This window comes from Corynebacterium sp. ES2715-CONJ3 (assembly GCF_024814365.1).
Taxonomy (GTDB): Bacteria; Actinomycetota; Actinomycetes; order Mycobacteriales; family Mycobacteriaceae; genus Corynebacterium.
Genome location: NZ_JANUXS010000001.1, coordinates 267771 through 282684 on the forward strand (window position 1 = coordinate 267771; position 14914 = coordinate 282684).

Sequence of the window (14914 nt, forward strand, 5' to 3'; positions counted from 1 at the left end):
TATGGCACAGCTTACTGCTGCCGCAAATCCCCATGCCGCTTTTCTTTGTCCCCAAGGTGTAGCCGCCGGTGCTGCAATGCGGGAATTGGACTTACCCAATAAGGGTCCAGAGGCGATTGTGTGCGTTAAGGATGCCACCGGCCAGTTACGGGATCTCTCCTATATCCCTGATCAAGACGTTGAGTTGACCCCTGTTCCCGCTAATACCGAGGACGGACGAGCGGTGATCCGCCACTCCGCCACTCACGTTTTAGCGCAGGCTGTTCAAGCGGAGTTCCCTGGGACAAAACTCGGAATTGGCCCTGCTATCGAGAACGGTTTCTACTACGATTTCGACGTAGCCGAACCTTTTACTCCTGACGATCTCAGGCGTTTGGAAAAACGCATGAAGAAGATTATTAAATCAGGGCAGCGTTTTGAACGTCGCGTTTATGCCACGCAAGCTGAGGCAGAGGAAGCGCTGAGAGATGAGCCCTATAAGCTCGAGCTCATACAGGACAAAGGTTCAGTCGATCCTACTTCTGATGAGGCAACCGAAGTTGGTTCAGGGGAACTAACGGGATATTACAATGTGAATCCGCGCAGCGGCGAGGTTGAATGGTACGATCTGTGCCGCGGACCGCATATCCCTACCACCAAGTACATTCCGGCATTCGCCCTGACGCGTTCGTCGGCGGCGTACTGGCGCGGCGACCAGACCAAGGCCGGCCTCCAGCGAATCTATGGCACCGCATGGGAATCCGCCGATATCCTCTCTGAATATCAGCATATGTTAGAAGAAGCAGAAAAGCGCGATCACCGCAGGCTGGGCGCGGAACTTGATCTGTTCTCCTTTCCCGACGAGATTGGTTCAGGATTCCCAGTCTTCCACCCCTACGGCGGGATTGTCCGCCTTGAAATGGAGGAGCATTCACGCCGTCGCCATATTGCTTCTGGCTATTCTTTCGTTAATACCCCGCATATTACTAAGGGTGACCTTTTCCAGAAATCAGGGCATCTCGATTTCTACGCGGAGGGGATGTTCCCTCCTATGCAACTCGACGGCGAATGTGCTGATGATGGCACTGTTACTAAGCCGGCGCAGGATTATTATGCCAAGCCCATGAATTGCCCGATGCACAATCTGATCTTTTCATCGAGAGGTCGGTCCTACCGCGAACTCCCGCTTCGCCTTTTCGAATTTGGTACCGTGTACCGCTACGAAAAATCAGGAGTCGTACATGGGCTCACACGAGCTCGAGGGTTCACCCAGGATGACGCGCATATCTACTGTACCGAGGACCAACTCGAGCGTGAGCTCACCACAGTCTTAGATTTCATCATTTCTCTGCTCCGCGATTATGGCTTGGATGATTTCTACCTTGAGCTTTCCACCAAGGACCCCAATAAATTTGTGGGTTCGGATGAAATTTGGGAGAAATCGACCGCGATCTTGCAGCGAGTCGCAGACAATTCGGGCCTCGAATTGGTACCCGACCCGGCAGGTGCAGCTTTCTATGGCCCGAAGATCTCGGTACAGGCGCGCGATGCCATTGGGCGCACGTGGCAAATGTCCACGGTACAACTAGATTTCAATCTGCCAGAACGTTTCGATCTGGAGTACACTGCCTCCGACGGGTCCAAGAAGCGCCCTATTATGATTCACCGTGCACTTTTTGGTTCGATTGAAAGATTCTTCGGAGTGCTTCTCGAGCACTATGCAGGTGCTTTTCCTGCATGGCTAGCTCCGCACCAAGTAGTGGGTATTCCCGTAGCCGAGGCGTTCTCAGATCACCTTGAAATGGTGTGCGGGCAACTTCAGGCCCGCGGAATCCGTGCGAGCGTAGACACCTCTGATGACCGGATGCAGAAAAAGATCCGAAATCACACCCAGGCTAAGGCACCGTTTATGTTACTTGCCGGAGAGCGGGATGTGGAAGCGCAGGCAGTATCCTTCCGTTTCCTAGATGGTAGTCAAGTTAACGGAGTTCCCGTTGGCGACGCGGTAGCGATCATCGAGGCCTGGATTTTTGGCCGAGAAAATTCCCAGCCATCTGCCGAAATTATTAAGGAAAAATTAGCGGCTCGTTAATGAGCCGAGAACGCGGCGGTGCTAGATCCAGAAAGATCTGGGCTAGCCCGCCGCTGTGTCTGTGCGTGCTGATTGTTATCTAGAATAGGATGGTGATGGCACAGGGTAACGACAGCTCGACCGCCGAAGCGAGGGTGAGTAGGCCCTTGTGCAGGATTCGGGAAGCACGATATGGGAAGTGAGTAGCGTGGACGATAGTCAATCCAATTATGTCGATACTGGAGTAGGTATCCCAGATCGACTTATCCGCTTATGGGCTCCCTATCGCATGAACTATATTGTGAACAAAGGCGCTCACGATGACCAATCATCTCAGCGTGATAACCCTTTTATCCGCATCCCAGCGCTCAGCGATGAAGACGGTCTAATCGTAGCCCGAGGTGAGCTGGTGTACTGCGTGCTCAACTTATACCCCTACAATGCCGGGCACATGATGGTCGTCCCTTATGAGCAGAAAGCGAATCTCGAAGATCTCACGGCTGCAGAGATGACCGAACTCATGCAATTCGCTCAGATGGCAGTGCGGGTTCTCAAGCAGGTGTCGCAACCGGACGCCATTAATGTTGGATTTAACCTAGGGCGCTCAGCAGGTGGGAGCGTAGGGGAACACCTGCATCTACATATCGTGCCTCGGTGGAATGGCGACGCTAATTTCATGACAGTCATCGAAGGAACCAAAGTACTGCCGCAACTGCTGCGTGATACTCGCAGCCTCCTGGCGGCAGGGTGGCGTGATCTCACCCAGTCAGATCCTAGCGATATTGGAGCGAACGGTGCTTAGCGTACGAGGACGCAAGCCAGCGGCAGTGCTCACGGAACCGCTGGCTAAAATGCTATTGCAGGTCGGACTGACCCCAAATGCTGTCACCGTTATCGGAGCATTCATTACCATTATTATCGCCGTGACCTTGATACCTACAGGCCATCTTGTTCTAGCAGCTGTACTGTCGGCTCTTTTTACAACATTTGATCTCATTGACGGCACAATGGCACGGCTGCGCGGCTCGGGCACGGCTTTTGGTGCCACTCTCGACGCCACGTGCGATCGTATTACCGACGGAGTGCTATTTGCCTCGATTACGTGGTGGCTGATTTTTAGCTACGAGGCTTCACATTCCCTGATCGCGGCTAGCTTTACTGTGGTTATTGCCTCACAGGTCATCTCCTATGTAAAAGCACGCGGAGAAGCTAGTGGCTTGACCATGGATGGTGGGCTCATCGAGCGCGCAGAGCGCCTGATCATTGGTTTGCTAGGGCTGGGACTCACTGGGCTAGGAGTACCATGGGCTATTGATATAGCTCTCTGGGTTTTGGCAGTCGGGAGCGTCTTTACTGTTATTCAGCGTCTAGCCATGGCCAAAAAGGATCCCCGAGCACTTGACCCCATTGCTCCACCAACCGGGGCGAAGCTTTAAGATCCACTGATGAGAATAAGAGCCTCACGATGACTCCTATAAAAACCAAGAAATTTCTTAGTCTCGCCTCCACCTATGCCTATCTTGCGGGCTGGTCTGTGGTTAAGTGGTTGCCCTTAAGCATCGCAGCTCCGTTATTTATGTGCTTTGCAGATCGTGCGAGTAAAAATGGACGCGGCTTGGAGCAGCTACGCAGAAATCTCATGCGGGTTGTGGGTCCTGAAAATACCACCAGAGATTTAGTAAAAAACTCAATGCGTTCTTATATGCGTTATTGGTTAGAAGCCTTTCGGTTGCCACTTATTGCTCATGACCCCAGTGTCATTGATGCAATTGAGCAGAATATCCAGGGTAAAGAGCATCTGCTGAAATCCCTATCCGAAGAACGCGGGACAATTTTAGTTCTGACCCACTCAGGAAATTGGGATCTCGCAGGCCTCTATCTTGTGCACCTAGCGGGTGGTTTTAGTACCGTAGCTGAGCGCCTAAAGCCGGAGATCCTATACCGAGCCTTCCTCACTTTTCGGGAAAGTCTGGGCTTTACGGTGTACCCTCACCGAGATGAGTTGGGTCGATCTCCCATGGGCCAACTTACTCGCGATCTTGAATCTCGAACGGTGGTCTGCCTGCTGGGAGAACGTGACTTAGGTGGGCGGGGGTTAGAAGTCCAATTTTTTGGCGAAGAAACAACGATGCCAACTGGTGCCGTGAAACTTGCCTTAGATACCGGAGCCGATTTGTTGGTCGTAGCTAATTGGTTCGAGGGGAACGCCGCTCACCCCGGGTGGGGAATAAAAATCTCCGAACCGATAGCCCACACAACCTTGGCGGAGATGTTGCAAGCTCAGGCAGTAATTATGGAAGAAAATATCCGAGAGCACCCCGCAGACTGGCATGTCCTGCAGCCAGTATGGCCAACTGATCGAAGAGGCACTTAAGCTTTTTCATTGCTGAAGTTGACGGGCTATTAGACTGAGTGGGATCGTAATATCGGCCTGTGGAGAGGAGGGATTATATGAGAATCGGATTCGTGTGTCCTTATTCCTTTGATCATCTTGGGGGAGTGCAGGCTCATATCCTGGATCTCGCTGAAGTTTTCCGCCGTCAAGGTCATGACGTTGCTGTTCTGGGGCCAAGTACCCGCCCAGACACCCTCCCTGACTTCGTGCACCCTGGTGGGCCATCCATTCCAATTAAATATAACGGCTCGGTGGCCCGGTTGAGTATTGGGCCGAAAACATTCGCCCACGCTCGAGATTTTATCGAACAAGGGGAATTCGATGTCCTCCATATCCACGAGCCGAACTCTCCGAGCTACTCCCTTGTCAGTCTATCCATCGCACACGGACCAATTGTGGCCACGTATCATGCCTCAGCAGCCAATTCACGGCTATTGCGTTTGGTTCAGCCGATACTAAGGCCCCACTTGGAAAAAATTCGGGGTGGGATTGCAGTTTCGGAAATGGCTAGACGCTGGCAGGTTGAACAATTAGGGGGAGATCCCGTTCTGATCCCTAACGGAGTTCATACTGAATTTTTCCGGCGATCTGAGATCAAGACTAGCTCTCAAAAGGTCGAAATCGCCTTTCTAGGGCGGATAGATGAGCCGCGTAAAGGGCTAGATATCCTCCTCGAGGCATTTCAAGGACTCGAAGAATGCGCACATCTTACTGTTATGGGAGACGGTTCTGTGCGCCCCCAACCAGGTGTGAGCTTTGCGGGGCGGGTAAGCGAAGAGGATAAAGCAAGGATTTTGGGAGCGGCCGATATCTATGTTGCCCCCAATACTGGAGGGGAGAGCTTTGGGATTGTGCTGGTCGAAGCGATGGCGGCTGGATGTGCGGTAGTAGCTAGTGATCTCGAGGCTTTCGCCGCGGTTTCAGATGCCCACTCAGCCGTACCCGCTGCTCGACTATTTAAAACTGGTGACCCAGCCTCCCTGCATCACGCCCTAAAAGAGCTCATTGCCAACCCCCTCGAAAGAGAAAAGCTGCGTCAGGCCGGACGTAGTCGTGCTACTGATTTTGAATGGAAGAATATCGCTGATCAGATCATGCGGGTATATGAGACTGTTTGTGACGGTACGAAAGTGACGGTCGAGAGTCAGTGACTACCATCATTGCGGTCATATGTGCGGTCATCGGTGCGATCTTCTTATTCACGCTTTATTCCACCGCAGCGCGTCTCCATCGTCTTCATATTCGCACTGAGGCGGCGCTCGCGGCTCTCGAGGCGGCACTCGATCGCCGCGCAGCAGTATTTGCGGCATTGGCACCCGAGTACCGCGACCTAACTGCCGGCACTGAGGCGATCGGACTAGTTCCAGGCAACTTTAGGAGACGAAGTGAAAAGGAACGAGAGATTGCACGAGCAATATCAGCTGATGGTCATACCGTCGAACCCGCTATTGTCGATGCTCAAGCACGGGTTCATATCGCGCACCGATTCTATAACGACGCTGTGACCTCAACCCGCAGTCTGCGGCTACAACCAGTGGTGCGTATTTTTCACTTGGGCGGGACTGCCAAACTTCCCGAGTACTTCGAACTCGTTTACGATGAGACCGATTAGAGTCGGCGCTTTTTAACCAAGAAGGAAAAAGATGACAGAGAAAATATCCCTCATGTGGTTCCGCGACGATCTACGTCTCGAAGACAATAAGGCATTGGAATCGCTGGCTGGCCACAGTCGGATTCATGCCCTCTATATTCTTGATACCTCCTCATCGACTCGCCCCCTTGGCCGAGCCTCTCAGTGGTGGTTGCACCACAGTCTCGTCTCCTTGGCCACGCAGCTAGCTGATTACAATATCCGACTTCAGATCGCCTTAGGTGACCCGCGTAAGCTCATTCCACAGCTAGCTCATGATTTAGGGGCACAGAGCGTAGCCTGGTCTCGCAGGTACTACCAGCCGTGGTGTGAGATGGACGCCCATATCAAGAGCATGGTGCATGAGAGTGGAATTGAAGCCCACAGTTACCCCGGACACCTTCTACTTGAACCTTGGCAGGTGCGGACCCTACAGGGTGAGGCGTATCGGGTGTACACCCCATTTTCCAAGCGCTCGTTTGAGGTTCTGCACGCGCAGTCTTCCGTTGATCTAGCCGATGTTCTTTCCGATAATTCCTTCATCGAGCAACTCGATGGGGCCGGTGCCGATCTTGAGGCCAGTATGGTGGAAATCGCCCAGTTGAGACTCCTGCCAGCAGATCGCGGGGAACCCAATTGGGCTAAAGAATTTCCCTTCAAACCCGGCGAACAGGGTGCCTGGGAGGTGGTGGAGAAATTTGGTACACCAACTAACTACCACAAGGGCAGGGACTTTCCTGCGGTCAAGGCGACCAGTGGGCTCGCCCCTCACTTACGATTCGGTGAAATTAGCATACGCCGGCTCTTCGAACTTGTTGGAGATAGCGCTGATGCTCACGTTTTTCGCAAAGAGTTACTATGGCGAGACTTTGCCTGGCACCGACTCTATGAGAACCCTCAGATGATAGATACTCCCTTGAGGGAAAAATTTGCTGTCTTCCCATGGTGGAAAGAAAGCTACCGCATCGATGACATTCATCAAAGGAAAATCGCGCCCGATAATAAAATGGCAGAATTTACCGCTTGGGCCCGTGGTGAGACTGGAATCCCATTGGTCGATGCCGGGATGCGGGAACTGATGCGAACGGGCACGATGCACAATCGGGTTCGCATGGTTGTCGGCTCCCTGCTCACTAAAAACCTTGGAACCCACTGGATAATGGGTGAGGAGTGGTTCTGGGACAGTTTGGTGGACGCTGACCTAGCCTCCAATACCTTCAATTGGCAGTGGGTAGCTGGCTGCGGCGACGATGCGGCCCCATATTTCCGTATCTTCAATCCCATCACACAGCAGCAGCGCTTCGACGCAGATTACCATTACTGCTCATCGTGGGTTCCAGAGCTCCACACCCCCATCTACCCGGAGCCGGTTGTTGATGTGAAGGCTTCCCGCACCGCTGCTTTGCACGCGTATGACGAGATTAAAGAGTAGGCACCCGTCGGTGTGCATAGGCAGCTCGCAGCTCTACGATCGTCCACGCCATGCTGATGAGCATGAGGGCTACCACCAAACTGTTTCTTAGGTAGATAGCCACCAAGCCTATGGCCAAAGGATTATCCGAGGAGAAAAGGTCAGCGTAATGGAAGGGATAAATACAATGACTCAGCCCTGCTAATGCCAAAGTCAATAATGCAATAGCACTTACGAGTTTGCGGTGGCAGAAGACCACCGCTACCGCGACCATTGGGCCAAGCCATGTTATATACTGAGGACTAAATACTTTGTTAGCCACCAACAACATCGACGTTGCAGAAACCATAAAACTCAGCGCCAACTGTGGGTTCCACAGGTCATAGCGGAATACTACAAGCGCAAAGGTTAGTGCCATCAAAAATGTGAGAAGCATGAGCGCTGATGCTATCGATAGGGCTAGGCTTACGGCGGGGCCAGTAATTTCGAAACTTTTAGAAGCTGCATAAAAAAGTTCGTACTCATCCGATCCTGGCTGAGCTGCTCGAAATAGCAGCGGGGTAGCAACGACCGACTCGATTTGAAGCCCACGTTCACCCTGATACGTCAAAGGGGTTAGCAAACGCCAGACTCCAGAGCGTAGTAAAACAGCGATGGTGAGCACGGTTAAGGTGATCGCGCCGACACCGATATCGATATATGTGCGCGTATTTCTATATCCTCGAACAGAAGCCACCGCTAGAAGACCTGGCCACAATTTAACCATGGTAGCCCATCCGATAAAGACCGCGGTCAGAGCAGGATAGGAGAAAAGAAATAGTGCCGCGATTCCAACCCCAGCAGCGGGGTAGAGGTCGAGACGGTAAAGGTAGACCGCACCAAGAAGGGGCGCAAATAAGGACCAAAATACGCTGGCAAAGACCCGATCTTTAGTACCAAGCCCGCGACTGCCGTATATGAGCGCCCCATGAAAAGCAGCGTCGCACAGTAGAATGAGCGCAATAAATGTGAGGAGAAATCTCTCCGGATCTTCTCCAGCGAGCCATAATGTGACCTCAGCGGGCCATATTCCTACGGGTGGATATTCGGCAGTTCCTGAAGAGGCTGGGTCCGTGAGGCTGGCAAAATAGTAATGAATATCAGCGTCTGAATCTACCCAGAAGGGTCGCATTAACAGCATGATGCCACGGCCGCATAGCCACAACGACCACAAAGCGAAGTGGATACTGATGGTGCGAGTGATCTTGGGCATCAATATGTCCTTTTCCGAGCAATGAAGGGATGTCAGAAGAATTCTAAACCAGTGTTTCTGGGTATAGAATATCTCAACGTATATCGACGGGATCAGGGTGTTCTCATTGAGGGTGACGGTGTCCAATTCAAGCAGGAGAAGTACCGATCGGGAGCGCTTTTACCGTATAATTGGAGCTTTGTTAGGTCAAAGAGCTAAATATAGCTATATACAACAGAGCTGAACATATACGTAACTCGTAGCTCGCTACACCTTCAAGACAGGCTGTAGCGGTGTAGAGGAGGAAAGGTAGCCAATGTCAGGCCACTCTAAATGGGCAACGACTAAACACAAAAAGGCAGCAAACGATGCCAAACGTGGTAAGGAGTTTGCCAAATTAATCAAAAATATCGAAGTCGCAGCACGCACCGGCGGCGGTGATCCCTCCGCCAACCCAACCCTCGACGATATGATCCGCAAGGCTAAAAAGGCCTCGGTTCCTAACGATAATATCGAACGCGCCAGGAAACGTGGGTCCGGCGAAGAGGCTGGCGGAGCCGACTGGCAAACCATAATGTACGAGGGCTACGGCCCGAATGGTGTGGCCGTTCTCATCGAGTGTTTGACCGACAATCGCAATCGCGCGGCTTCCGAGGTGCGTAATGCGATGACCAAACACGGCGGCAATATGGCCGAATCCGGTTCCGTCTCCTACCTTTTCACCCGTAAGGGAGTCGTACTCGTTGAGCGCGGTGAACTGGACGAGGACGATATCTTGATGGCGGTCCTCGATGCCGGGGCCGAAGAAGTTAACGCGGTAGGCGACAACTTCGAGATTCTAAGTGCCCCTAGTGAATCAACGGCAGTACGTGAAGCTCTTCAAGAAGCCGGAATTGAGGTTGAAGATTCCGATTCCGATTTCCGTGCTTCCGTCGAAGTTCCGTTGGAGCTTAACGACGCCAAGAAAATTATGAAGCTGATCGACGCTTTAGAGGATTCTGACGATGTTCAAAACGTCTATACGAATATGAGCCTCAGTGACGAGGTCATCGCTGCCCTTCACGCTGAATAACACGAAGATTCCTCGGTGCTGCGAAACGAGCACCGGGGATTTTCTATATCTGCGAGGCGGATGCTGAGCGAAGGGTGATCGAACATCTGTGTGATAGATTGTGTTACTCTGAATTCTCATATCAAAAGATTCTGAGACTCGATAAATGGCTCGATAAAAGGCTCAACAAAAGAAGCTCAGGGGAGAGGTGCGGATGTCTGTCAAGTCCATCGAGGGGTTGCGCATAATGGGCATCGACCCCGGATTAACGCGATGTGGCCTTTCGGTGGTGCAAGCCGGCCGTGGTCGCAGTGTTATCCCCGTGGCGGTGGGTGTGGTTAGAACTCCCGTCGATGCCGCGATAGAGAAGCGTTTGTTGGAGTTGAGCAAGGCCGTCAACGAGTGGATGGATGAGTATCGGCCTGACGTGGTAGCTATCGAGCGCATCTTCGAACGTGGCAATGTATCAACAGTGATGAACACCGCTCACGGCGTGGGCGTCCTTATGCTTGCTGCTGCCCAACGCGATTTGAGTTGTTATTTGTACACTCCGTCAGAAGTGAAAAAAGCTATCTCTGGTAATGGTCGCGCCGATAAGAAGCAAATGACAGCGATGATCACGCGTATCCTCGGTTTGAATGAGGCTCCGAAACCCGCCGACGCCGCCGATGCTTTAGCTCTTGCTGTGTGTCACTGCTGGCGGGCCCCGATGATCTTAGCGCAACAGGAGAATCAAGTCCGAGCCCAGTCACTCATGCGGCACCACAACGGCGTCCTCGGAAAAGCAAAGCAGCAAGCACTCCAGCGCGCCGCTGATATTGCACCGTCCGACGCGGAACTGCGGTCCCTAATACAGCAACAGACACGACCGCGAGGGGCATGGCGCCGCTAGACTATGGTTAATGAATCAAGACAAAATGGAGGCAGGCGATTATGATCGTTTCCTTACGGGGGCACGTCGTTGATATCACCTTAAAAAGTGCAGTTATTGAATGCCACGGGGTCGGCTACGAGGTAGTCGCTAGCCCTAAAACCCTTGGAACACTGCGCCGCGGCGAAGAGACTTTCATGCTGGTTAGCATGATTGTGCGCGAGGATTCGCAAACGCTCTACGGCTTTCGGCATTCTGATGATCGAGATATGTTCGCACTCTTGCAAAGCGTTTCGGGTCTGGGTCCCAAGCTCGCTATAGCGATACAAAGCTTTTACGATGCCGAAGAGCTTTCGACACTGATATCCGAACATGATATTAAGGGGCTGCAAAAAATTCCTGGAGTGGGCAAGCGCATGGCTGAGCGCCTAATCGTTGATCTCAAAGACAAGGTCACCAGTTTTGGAAGCGCCGAGAGCGAAGCGAATACCTTAGCTATCGACACCCATTCCGCCATTGCCGATCAAGTGCTCGAAGCCCTAGTGGGTCTGGGATTCAGTGAAAAAATAGCGGCGCCAATTCTGGCCGCGGTACTAAACGAATCCCCTGACATCACAACATCTGCTGCGCTGCGCGCAACCCTGGCGGCGCTTGGGAAGAATAGAACGAACTGAGCAACTGCGGAAAAATTATGGCTAGCGTAGAGAAAACCGAATTTGAACTCCCCCAACCGTCTTCGGGGCACCGTCGTCCCGATGCGCCCATCAACCCCACCATAAACGACGGGGAAAACGATGTGGAAACCACGCTGCGACCGCGTAGTTTGACGGAGTTCATCGGCCAACCAAAGGTCCGCGATCAACTCGATCTTGTACTCACCGGAGCGAAGAACCGCGGAGTAACCCCCGACCATGTTCTGCTTTCCGGCCCTCCCGGTCTTGGAAAGACGACGATGGCGATGATTATTGCCTATGAGATGGGTACGAGCTTGAGGATGACCTCTGGCCCGGCACTGGAGCGTGCTGGTGATCTCGCCGCAATGCTGTCTAATCTCATGGAGGGTGATGTCCTCTTCATCGATGAAATACACCGGATGGCGCGACCTGCAGAAGAGATGCTCTATATGGCGATGGAAGATTTTCGGATCGATGTGATCGTCGGCAAGGGACCGGGTGCCACTTCAATCCCGCTGGAACTAGCCCCATTTACCCTCGTGGGAGCAACTACTCGTTCGGGCATGCTCACCGGACCGTTGCGCGATCGCTTCGGTTTTACTGCGCAGATGGAATTCTACGACACTCCAGAACTCACCAAGGTTGTGAGTCGGGCCGCTACGATCATGGGCGTTGAAATAGAACCGGTGGCAGCTGTGGAAATCGCCTCTCGTTCCAGAGGTACACCACGCATCGCTAACCGTCTCCTGCGACGGGTTCGGGACTACGCCGAGGTTCATGGCACCGGCTATATCGATCTGCAAGCAGCTAGGGCCGCATTACTTGTCTTCGATGTAGACGAGATGGGACTCGATCGTCTCGATCGCGCGGTCTTGGAGGCACTTATCAAGAGCCATGGAGGCGGTCCCGTAGGAGTATCGACTCTAGCCATAGCCGTCGGGGAAGAAGCATCGACAGTCGAAGAAGTGTGTGAACCATACCTAGTTCGCGCCGGTATGATTAGCCGCACCGGGCGGGGGCGTGTGGCCACCCAAGCAGCATGGCGCCATCTAGATCTGGAACCACCCGAGGGGTGCCCTGGAACCGGACTGCGCTAAAAAGGGTGTGAGTTTTCCAACTTTCCCTTAGCTATCTGGCACACTGGGTGTATGGATTCAATTTTTCTTCTCATTCTAATTCTGGCAGTGGTTTTTGTGCCTAGTTTCCTCATGCAAAGGAAACAACGGCGCAAAATTCAAGAAATCCATGAGCTCCAAGAGGCCCTCATGATTAACGATCAAGTTCTTACGACCGCAGGTCTCCACGGCACCGTTGTAGGCATAGCGGAAGCAACCGTGGAGCTAGAAACTTCCCCTGGGGTAGTTAGCACGTGGGAAAAGGCAGTAGTCGTGCGCAACCTCACCCAGGAGCAACGCACCCTTCCAGATCACGAAGACGCTTAAAAGCAGGCTTTCTCGCTCAAGGTCCCCACGGGTTCAACCCGCAGGGACCTCCACTATATATGAGACTTCCTCTTAGAAAATCGCCGATCGGTCGAACCATGGCGTAGCATAGCTGGGTGCATATACAAACTGTCGAGAAGTTGGGTCTAGGATAGATTCAGGTTGTTAGCTTGGCCTATGTCAAGCGGGTTAACACACTCGGCGACGAGGTATCTTCCTTAAGGGAAGGGGCACCTCGATAACCTTCATTACACATCCGATACAAGGAGAAACTTCATTGGCTTCGACAACACGAAGCGGCGGAAGTCGATGGGAGCAGTGGCCCAAGAGAGCCATTGCGGGATTCATCACCCTTCTCGTCTTAGTCTACGCCCTCATTTTTTTCACCGGCGATCGCAGCGCGAGCCCCAAGTTGGGTATTGATCTCCAGGGCGGCACCCGCGTGACCCTTGTCCCGCAAGGCTCCGATCCGACCCAAGACCAACTCGCACAAGCACGAACCATTTTGGAAAATCGTGTCAACGGTATGGGAGTCTCTGGTGCAAGTGTCATCATCGATGGCTCGACCCTTGTCATCACAGTCCCCGGAGAAGACACCTCTCAGGCTCGAGCTGTTGGGCAAACCTCACAGCTACTCTTTAGGCCTGTAGCCAACCCAGGAGACTTCGATACTTCAAAGCTGATCCCAGTGGTCCAAGATATGGCTAATCGCTGGGTCGAGGCAGGAGTAGCTAGCCCCGATCAGCTCAATGAAAAATTGGAGAAGATCTCTTCTTTCGCTGCGAATGAAGAAAGCAGCAAAGATAACGCGGAGCAAAAAGATGCCGCGGATATATCGACGATCACGGTGACTGCCAAAGCTCCGCAAGCTCCCCAAAATTCCATTGAATCTGCGGCGCGCCGGGAAAAAATTCTCGAAGTCATGCATGAGGATCGCCAATCGAGTGATCCACTCCGCCAATTTGCAGCGGCAACGCTGCTGATTTGCGACGACAACCCAGACCTCCTCCAAGGCAGTGACGACCCAGCCAAACCTCTGGTGGCTTGCGACCCCGGCTCGGCTGATTCCGAAGAGGATTCCCAAGTCTATATTCTAGACCCCGCACCTTTGCTCGTAGGCGAGACAGAAGGGCCACAAGCGAAGCGCTTGACTGGTGAGGAAATCGACACCGCCCGACCTATTACAGGAGGTCTTAACTCCCAGACTGGTCAGATGGAAATTAGTTTCGCTTTCAAGTCGGATGGTGGTTCCGAAGGCTCTGCTACATGGGCTAAGCTCACGCAGGACTATCTCAAGCGCAACGTAGCCATCACCCTTGATTCCAAGGTGATTTCCGCTCCAGTGATCCAGTCCCCAACTCCCATTGGTTCGGCTACTTCCATCACAGGTAAATTCACTAATAAGGAAGCTCAGGATTTAGCTAATAATCTCAGGTATGGCGCCCTACCTCTGTCCTTCGCCGGTGAAAATGGCGAACAAGGTGGAACGGCCATCACTGTCCCCGCATCCTTAGGTGTGGCCTCCCTCAAGGCTGGATTGATAGCGGGCCTCGTCGGGTTGATTTTAGTGGCTCTTTTCAGCCTGTATTTCTACCGCTTTTTTGGCGTGATTTCTCTTGTTTCTCTGATCATGTCTGGACTCTTTGTCTACGGTTCCCTAGTTTTGCTGGGTCGACTCATCGGTTATTCTCTCGATCTAGCTGGTATCGCTGGTTTGATCATCGGCATTGGTACCACCGCCGACTCTTTCGTGGTGATCTACGAACGTATCAAGGATGAAATCCGCAACGGCCGAACGTTCCGCTCAGCGGTGCCCCATGCATGGGACAGAGCCAAGAACACCATTATCACTGGTAACTTCGTTACGATTATCGCTGCAGTCGTGGTTTATCTTCTTGCAGTAGGCGAAGTTAAGGGATTCGCCTTTACATTAGGTCTGACTACGGTATTTGATTTGCTCATTACCTTCCTCTTCACGGCACCTTTGGTCATACTTGCGTCGCGTCGTCCGTGGACTGCTCAGCCTGCGGCCAACGGTCTGGGTCGAGTTTTTGATTACGTAGCGCGCAACAACATATCTGCCCCGCTGGACACAGCTGCGCCAGAGATGGCCACAGCAGCGCAGCCTCAAGCCCCTACCTCGAATGAGGAGAAGTAAT

14 protein-coding genes are annotated in these 14914 nt (G+C 52.7%); 13 read left to right on the plus strand and 1 reads right to left on the minus strand.

Annotation, left to right across the window (positions count from 1 at the left end; all coding sequences use genetic code 11):
- Position 1 precedes the first annotated feature (1 nt).
- The 7 genes from thrS (at position 2) to NXT00_RS01270 (ending at position 7507) form a co-directional block, all read left to right on the plus strand.
- Positions 2-2071 carry a threonine--tRNA ligase gene (thrS, locus tag NXT00_RS01240; RefSeq protein ID WP_259157752.1) on the plus strand — a complete coding sequence of 690 codons (2070 nt, stop codon included), beginning with the start codon at positions 2-4 and terminating at the stop codon, positions 2069-2071.
- Between the two features lie 178 nt (positions 2072-2249).
- A complete protein-coding gene (locus NXT00_RS01245; RefSeq protein ID WP_259076572.1) occupies positions 2250-2852 on the plus strand; it encodes an HIT domain-containing protein in 603 nt (200 codons plus the stop codon).
- On the plus strand, positions 2845-3486 hold the full coding sequence (pgsA, locus tag NXT00_RS01250; protein ID WP_259076574.1) for a phosphatidylinositol phosphate synthase: 642 nt from the start codon (positions 2845-2847) through the stop codon (positions 3484-3486). The genes NXT00_RS01245 and pgsA overlap by 8 nt, the downstream gene beginning before the upstream one ends.
- Before the next feature lie 29 nt (positions 3487-3515).
- Positions 3516-4424 (plus strand): phosphatidylinositol mannoside acyltransferase, encoded by a 909-nt coding sequence (locus NXT00_RS01255; RefSeq protein ID WP_259076576.1) that lies wholly within the window; start codon positions 3516-3518, stop codon positions 4422-4424.
- Positions 4425-4501: 77 nt separating this feature from the next.
- The gene (locus NXT00_RS01260) at positions 4502-5596 is read left to right on the plus strand and encodes a glycosyltransferase family 4 protein (RefSeq protein ID WP_259157755.1); all 1095 of its coding nucleotides are present in this window, start codon (positions 4502-4504) and stop codon (positions 5594-5596) included.
- Positions 5593-6057 carry a hypothetical protein gene (locus NXT00_RS01265; protein ID WP_259076580.1) on the plus strand — a complete coding sequence of 155 codons (465 nt, stop codon included), beginning with the start codon at positions 5593-5595 and terminating at the stop codon, positions 6055-6057. Before NXT00_RS01260 ends, NXT00_RS01265 begins: the two co-directional genes overlap by 4 nt.
- Positions 6058-6088: 31 nt before the next feature.
- Positions 6089-7507, plus strand: a complete 1419-nt coding sequence (locus NXT00_RS01270; RefSeq protein ID WP_259076582.1) for a deoxyribodipyrimidine photo-lyase — start codon at positions 6089-6091, stop codon at positions 7505-7507.
- On the opposite strand, the gene NXT00_RS01275 is transcribed toward NXT00_RS01270, so the two are convergent.
- On the minus strand, positions 7497-8738 hold the full coding sequence (locus NXT00_RS01275; RefSeq protein ID WP_259076584.1) for a hypothetical protein: 1242 nt from the start codon (positions 8736-8738) through the stop codon (positions 7497-7499). The genes NXT00_RS01270 and NXT00_RS01275 overlap by 11 nt on opposite strands.
- Positions 8739-9033: 295 nt before the next feature.
- Between NXT00_RS01275 and NXT00_RS01280 the strand changes: the two genes are divergently transcribed.
- The 6 genes from NXT00_RS01280 to secD all read left to right on the plus strand — a co-directional run bounded on the left by NXT00_RS01280 (position 9034) and on the right by secD (position 14913).
- Positions 9034-9789: a YebC/PmpR family DNA-binding transcriptional regulator gene (locus NXT00_RS01280; protein ID WP_259076586.1), complete on the plus strand. Its 756-nt coding sequence runs from the start codon at positions 9034-9036 to the stop codon at positions 9787-9789.
- A gap of 193 nt (positions 9790-9982) precedes the next feature.
- A complete protein-coding gene (ruvC, locus tag NXT00_RS01285) occupies positions 9983-10660 on the plus strand; it encodes a crossover junction endodeoxyribonuclease RuvC (protein WP_259076588.1) in 678 nt (225 codons plus the stop codon).
- Positions 10661-10701: 41 nt separating this feature from the next.
- Complete coding sequence (gene ruvA, locus NXT00_RS01290) at positions 10702-11313, plus strand: Holliday junction branch migration protein RuvA (protein ID WP_259157758.1); 612 nt, start codon at positions 10702-10704, stop codon at positions 11311-11313.
- Positions 11314-11330: 17 nt separating this feature from the next.
- A complete protein-coding gene (gene ruvB / locus NXT00_RS01295) occupies positions 11331-12410 on the plus strand; it encodes a Holliday junction branch migration DNA helicase RuvB (RefSeq protein WP_259076600.1) in 1080 nt (359 codons plus the stop codon).
- 51 nt (positions 12411-12461) lie between these two features.
- Positions 12462-12755: a preprotein translocase subunit YajC gene (gene yajC, locus NXT00_RS01300; RefSeq protein WP_259076611.1), complete on the plus strand. Its 294-nt coding sequence runs from the start codon at positions 12462-12464 to the stop codon at positions 12753-12755.
- 277 nt (positions 12756-13032) lie between these two features.
- Positions 13033-14913, plus strand: coding sequence for a protein translocase subunit SecD (gene secD / locus NXT00_RS01305; RefSeq protein WP_259076613.1), 1881 nt, complete (start codon positions 13033-13035; stop codon positions 14911-14913).
- The last annotated feature ends 1 nt before the right edge of the window (position 14914 follow it).

What these genes read in the sequence shown, in the direction of transcription:
- thrS (WP_259157752.1), top strand. Translation starts at nt 2, where the DNA reads ATGGCACAGCTTACTGCTGCCGCAAATCCCCATGCCGCTTTTCTTTGT.
- NXT00_RS01255 (WP_259076576.1), top strand. Translation starts at nt 3,516, where the DNA reads ATGACTCCTATAAAAACCAAGAAATTTCTTAGTCTCGCCTCCACCTAT.
- NXT00_RS01260 (WP_259157755.1), top strand. Translation starts at nt 4,502, where the DNA reads ATGAGAATCGGATTCGTGTGTCCTTATTCCTTTGATCATCTTGGGGGA.
- NXT00_RS01270 (WP_259076582.1), top strand. Translation starts at nt 6,089, where the DNA reads ATGACAGAGAAAATATCCCTCATGTGGTTCCGCGACGATCTACGTCTC.
- NXT00_RS01275 (WP_259076584.1), bottom strand. Translation starts at nt 8,738, where the DNA reads ATGCCCAAGATCACTCGCACCATCAGTATCCACTTCGCTTTGTGGTCG.
- NXT00_RS01280 (WP_259076586.1), top strand. Translation starts at nt 9,034, where the DNA reads ATGTCAGGCCACTCTAAATGGGCAACGACTAAACACAAAAAGGCAGCA.
- ruvC (WP_259076588.1), top strand. Translation starts at nt 9,983, where the DNA reads ATGTCTGTCAAGTCCATCGAGGGGTTGCGCATAATGGGCATCGACCCC.
- ruvA (WP_259157758.1), top strand. Translation starts at nt 10,702, where the DNA reads ATGATCGTTTCCTTACGGGGGCACGTCGTTGATATCACCTTAAAAAGT.
- ruvB (WP_259076600.1), top strand. Translation starts at nt 11,331, where the DNA reads ATGGCTAGCGTAGAGAAAACCGAATTTGAACTCCCCCAACCGTCTTCG.
- yajC (WP_259076611.1), top strand. Translation starts at nt 12,462, where the DNA reads ATGGATTCAATTTTTCTTCTCATTCTAATTCTGGCAGTGGTTTTTGTG.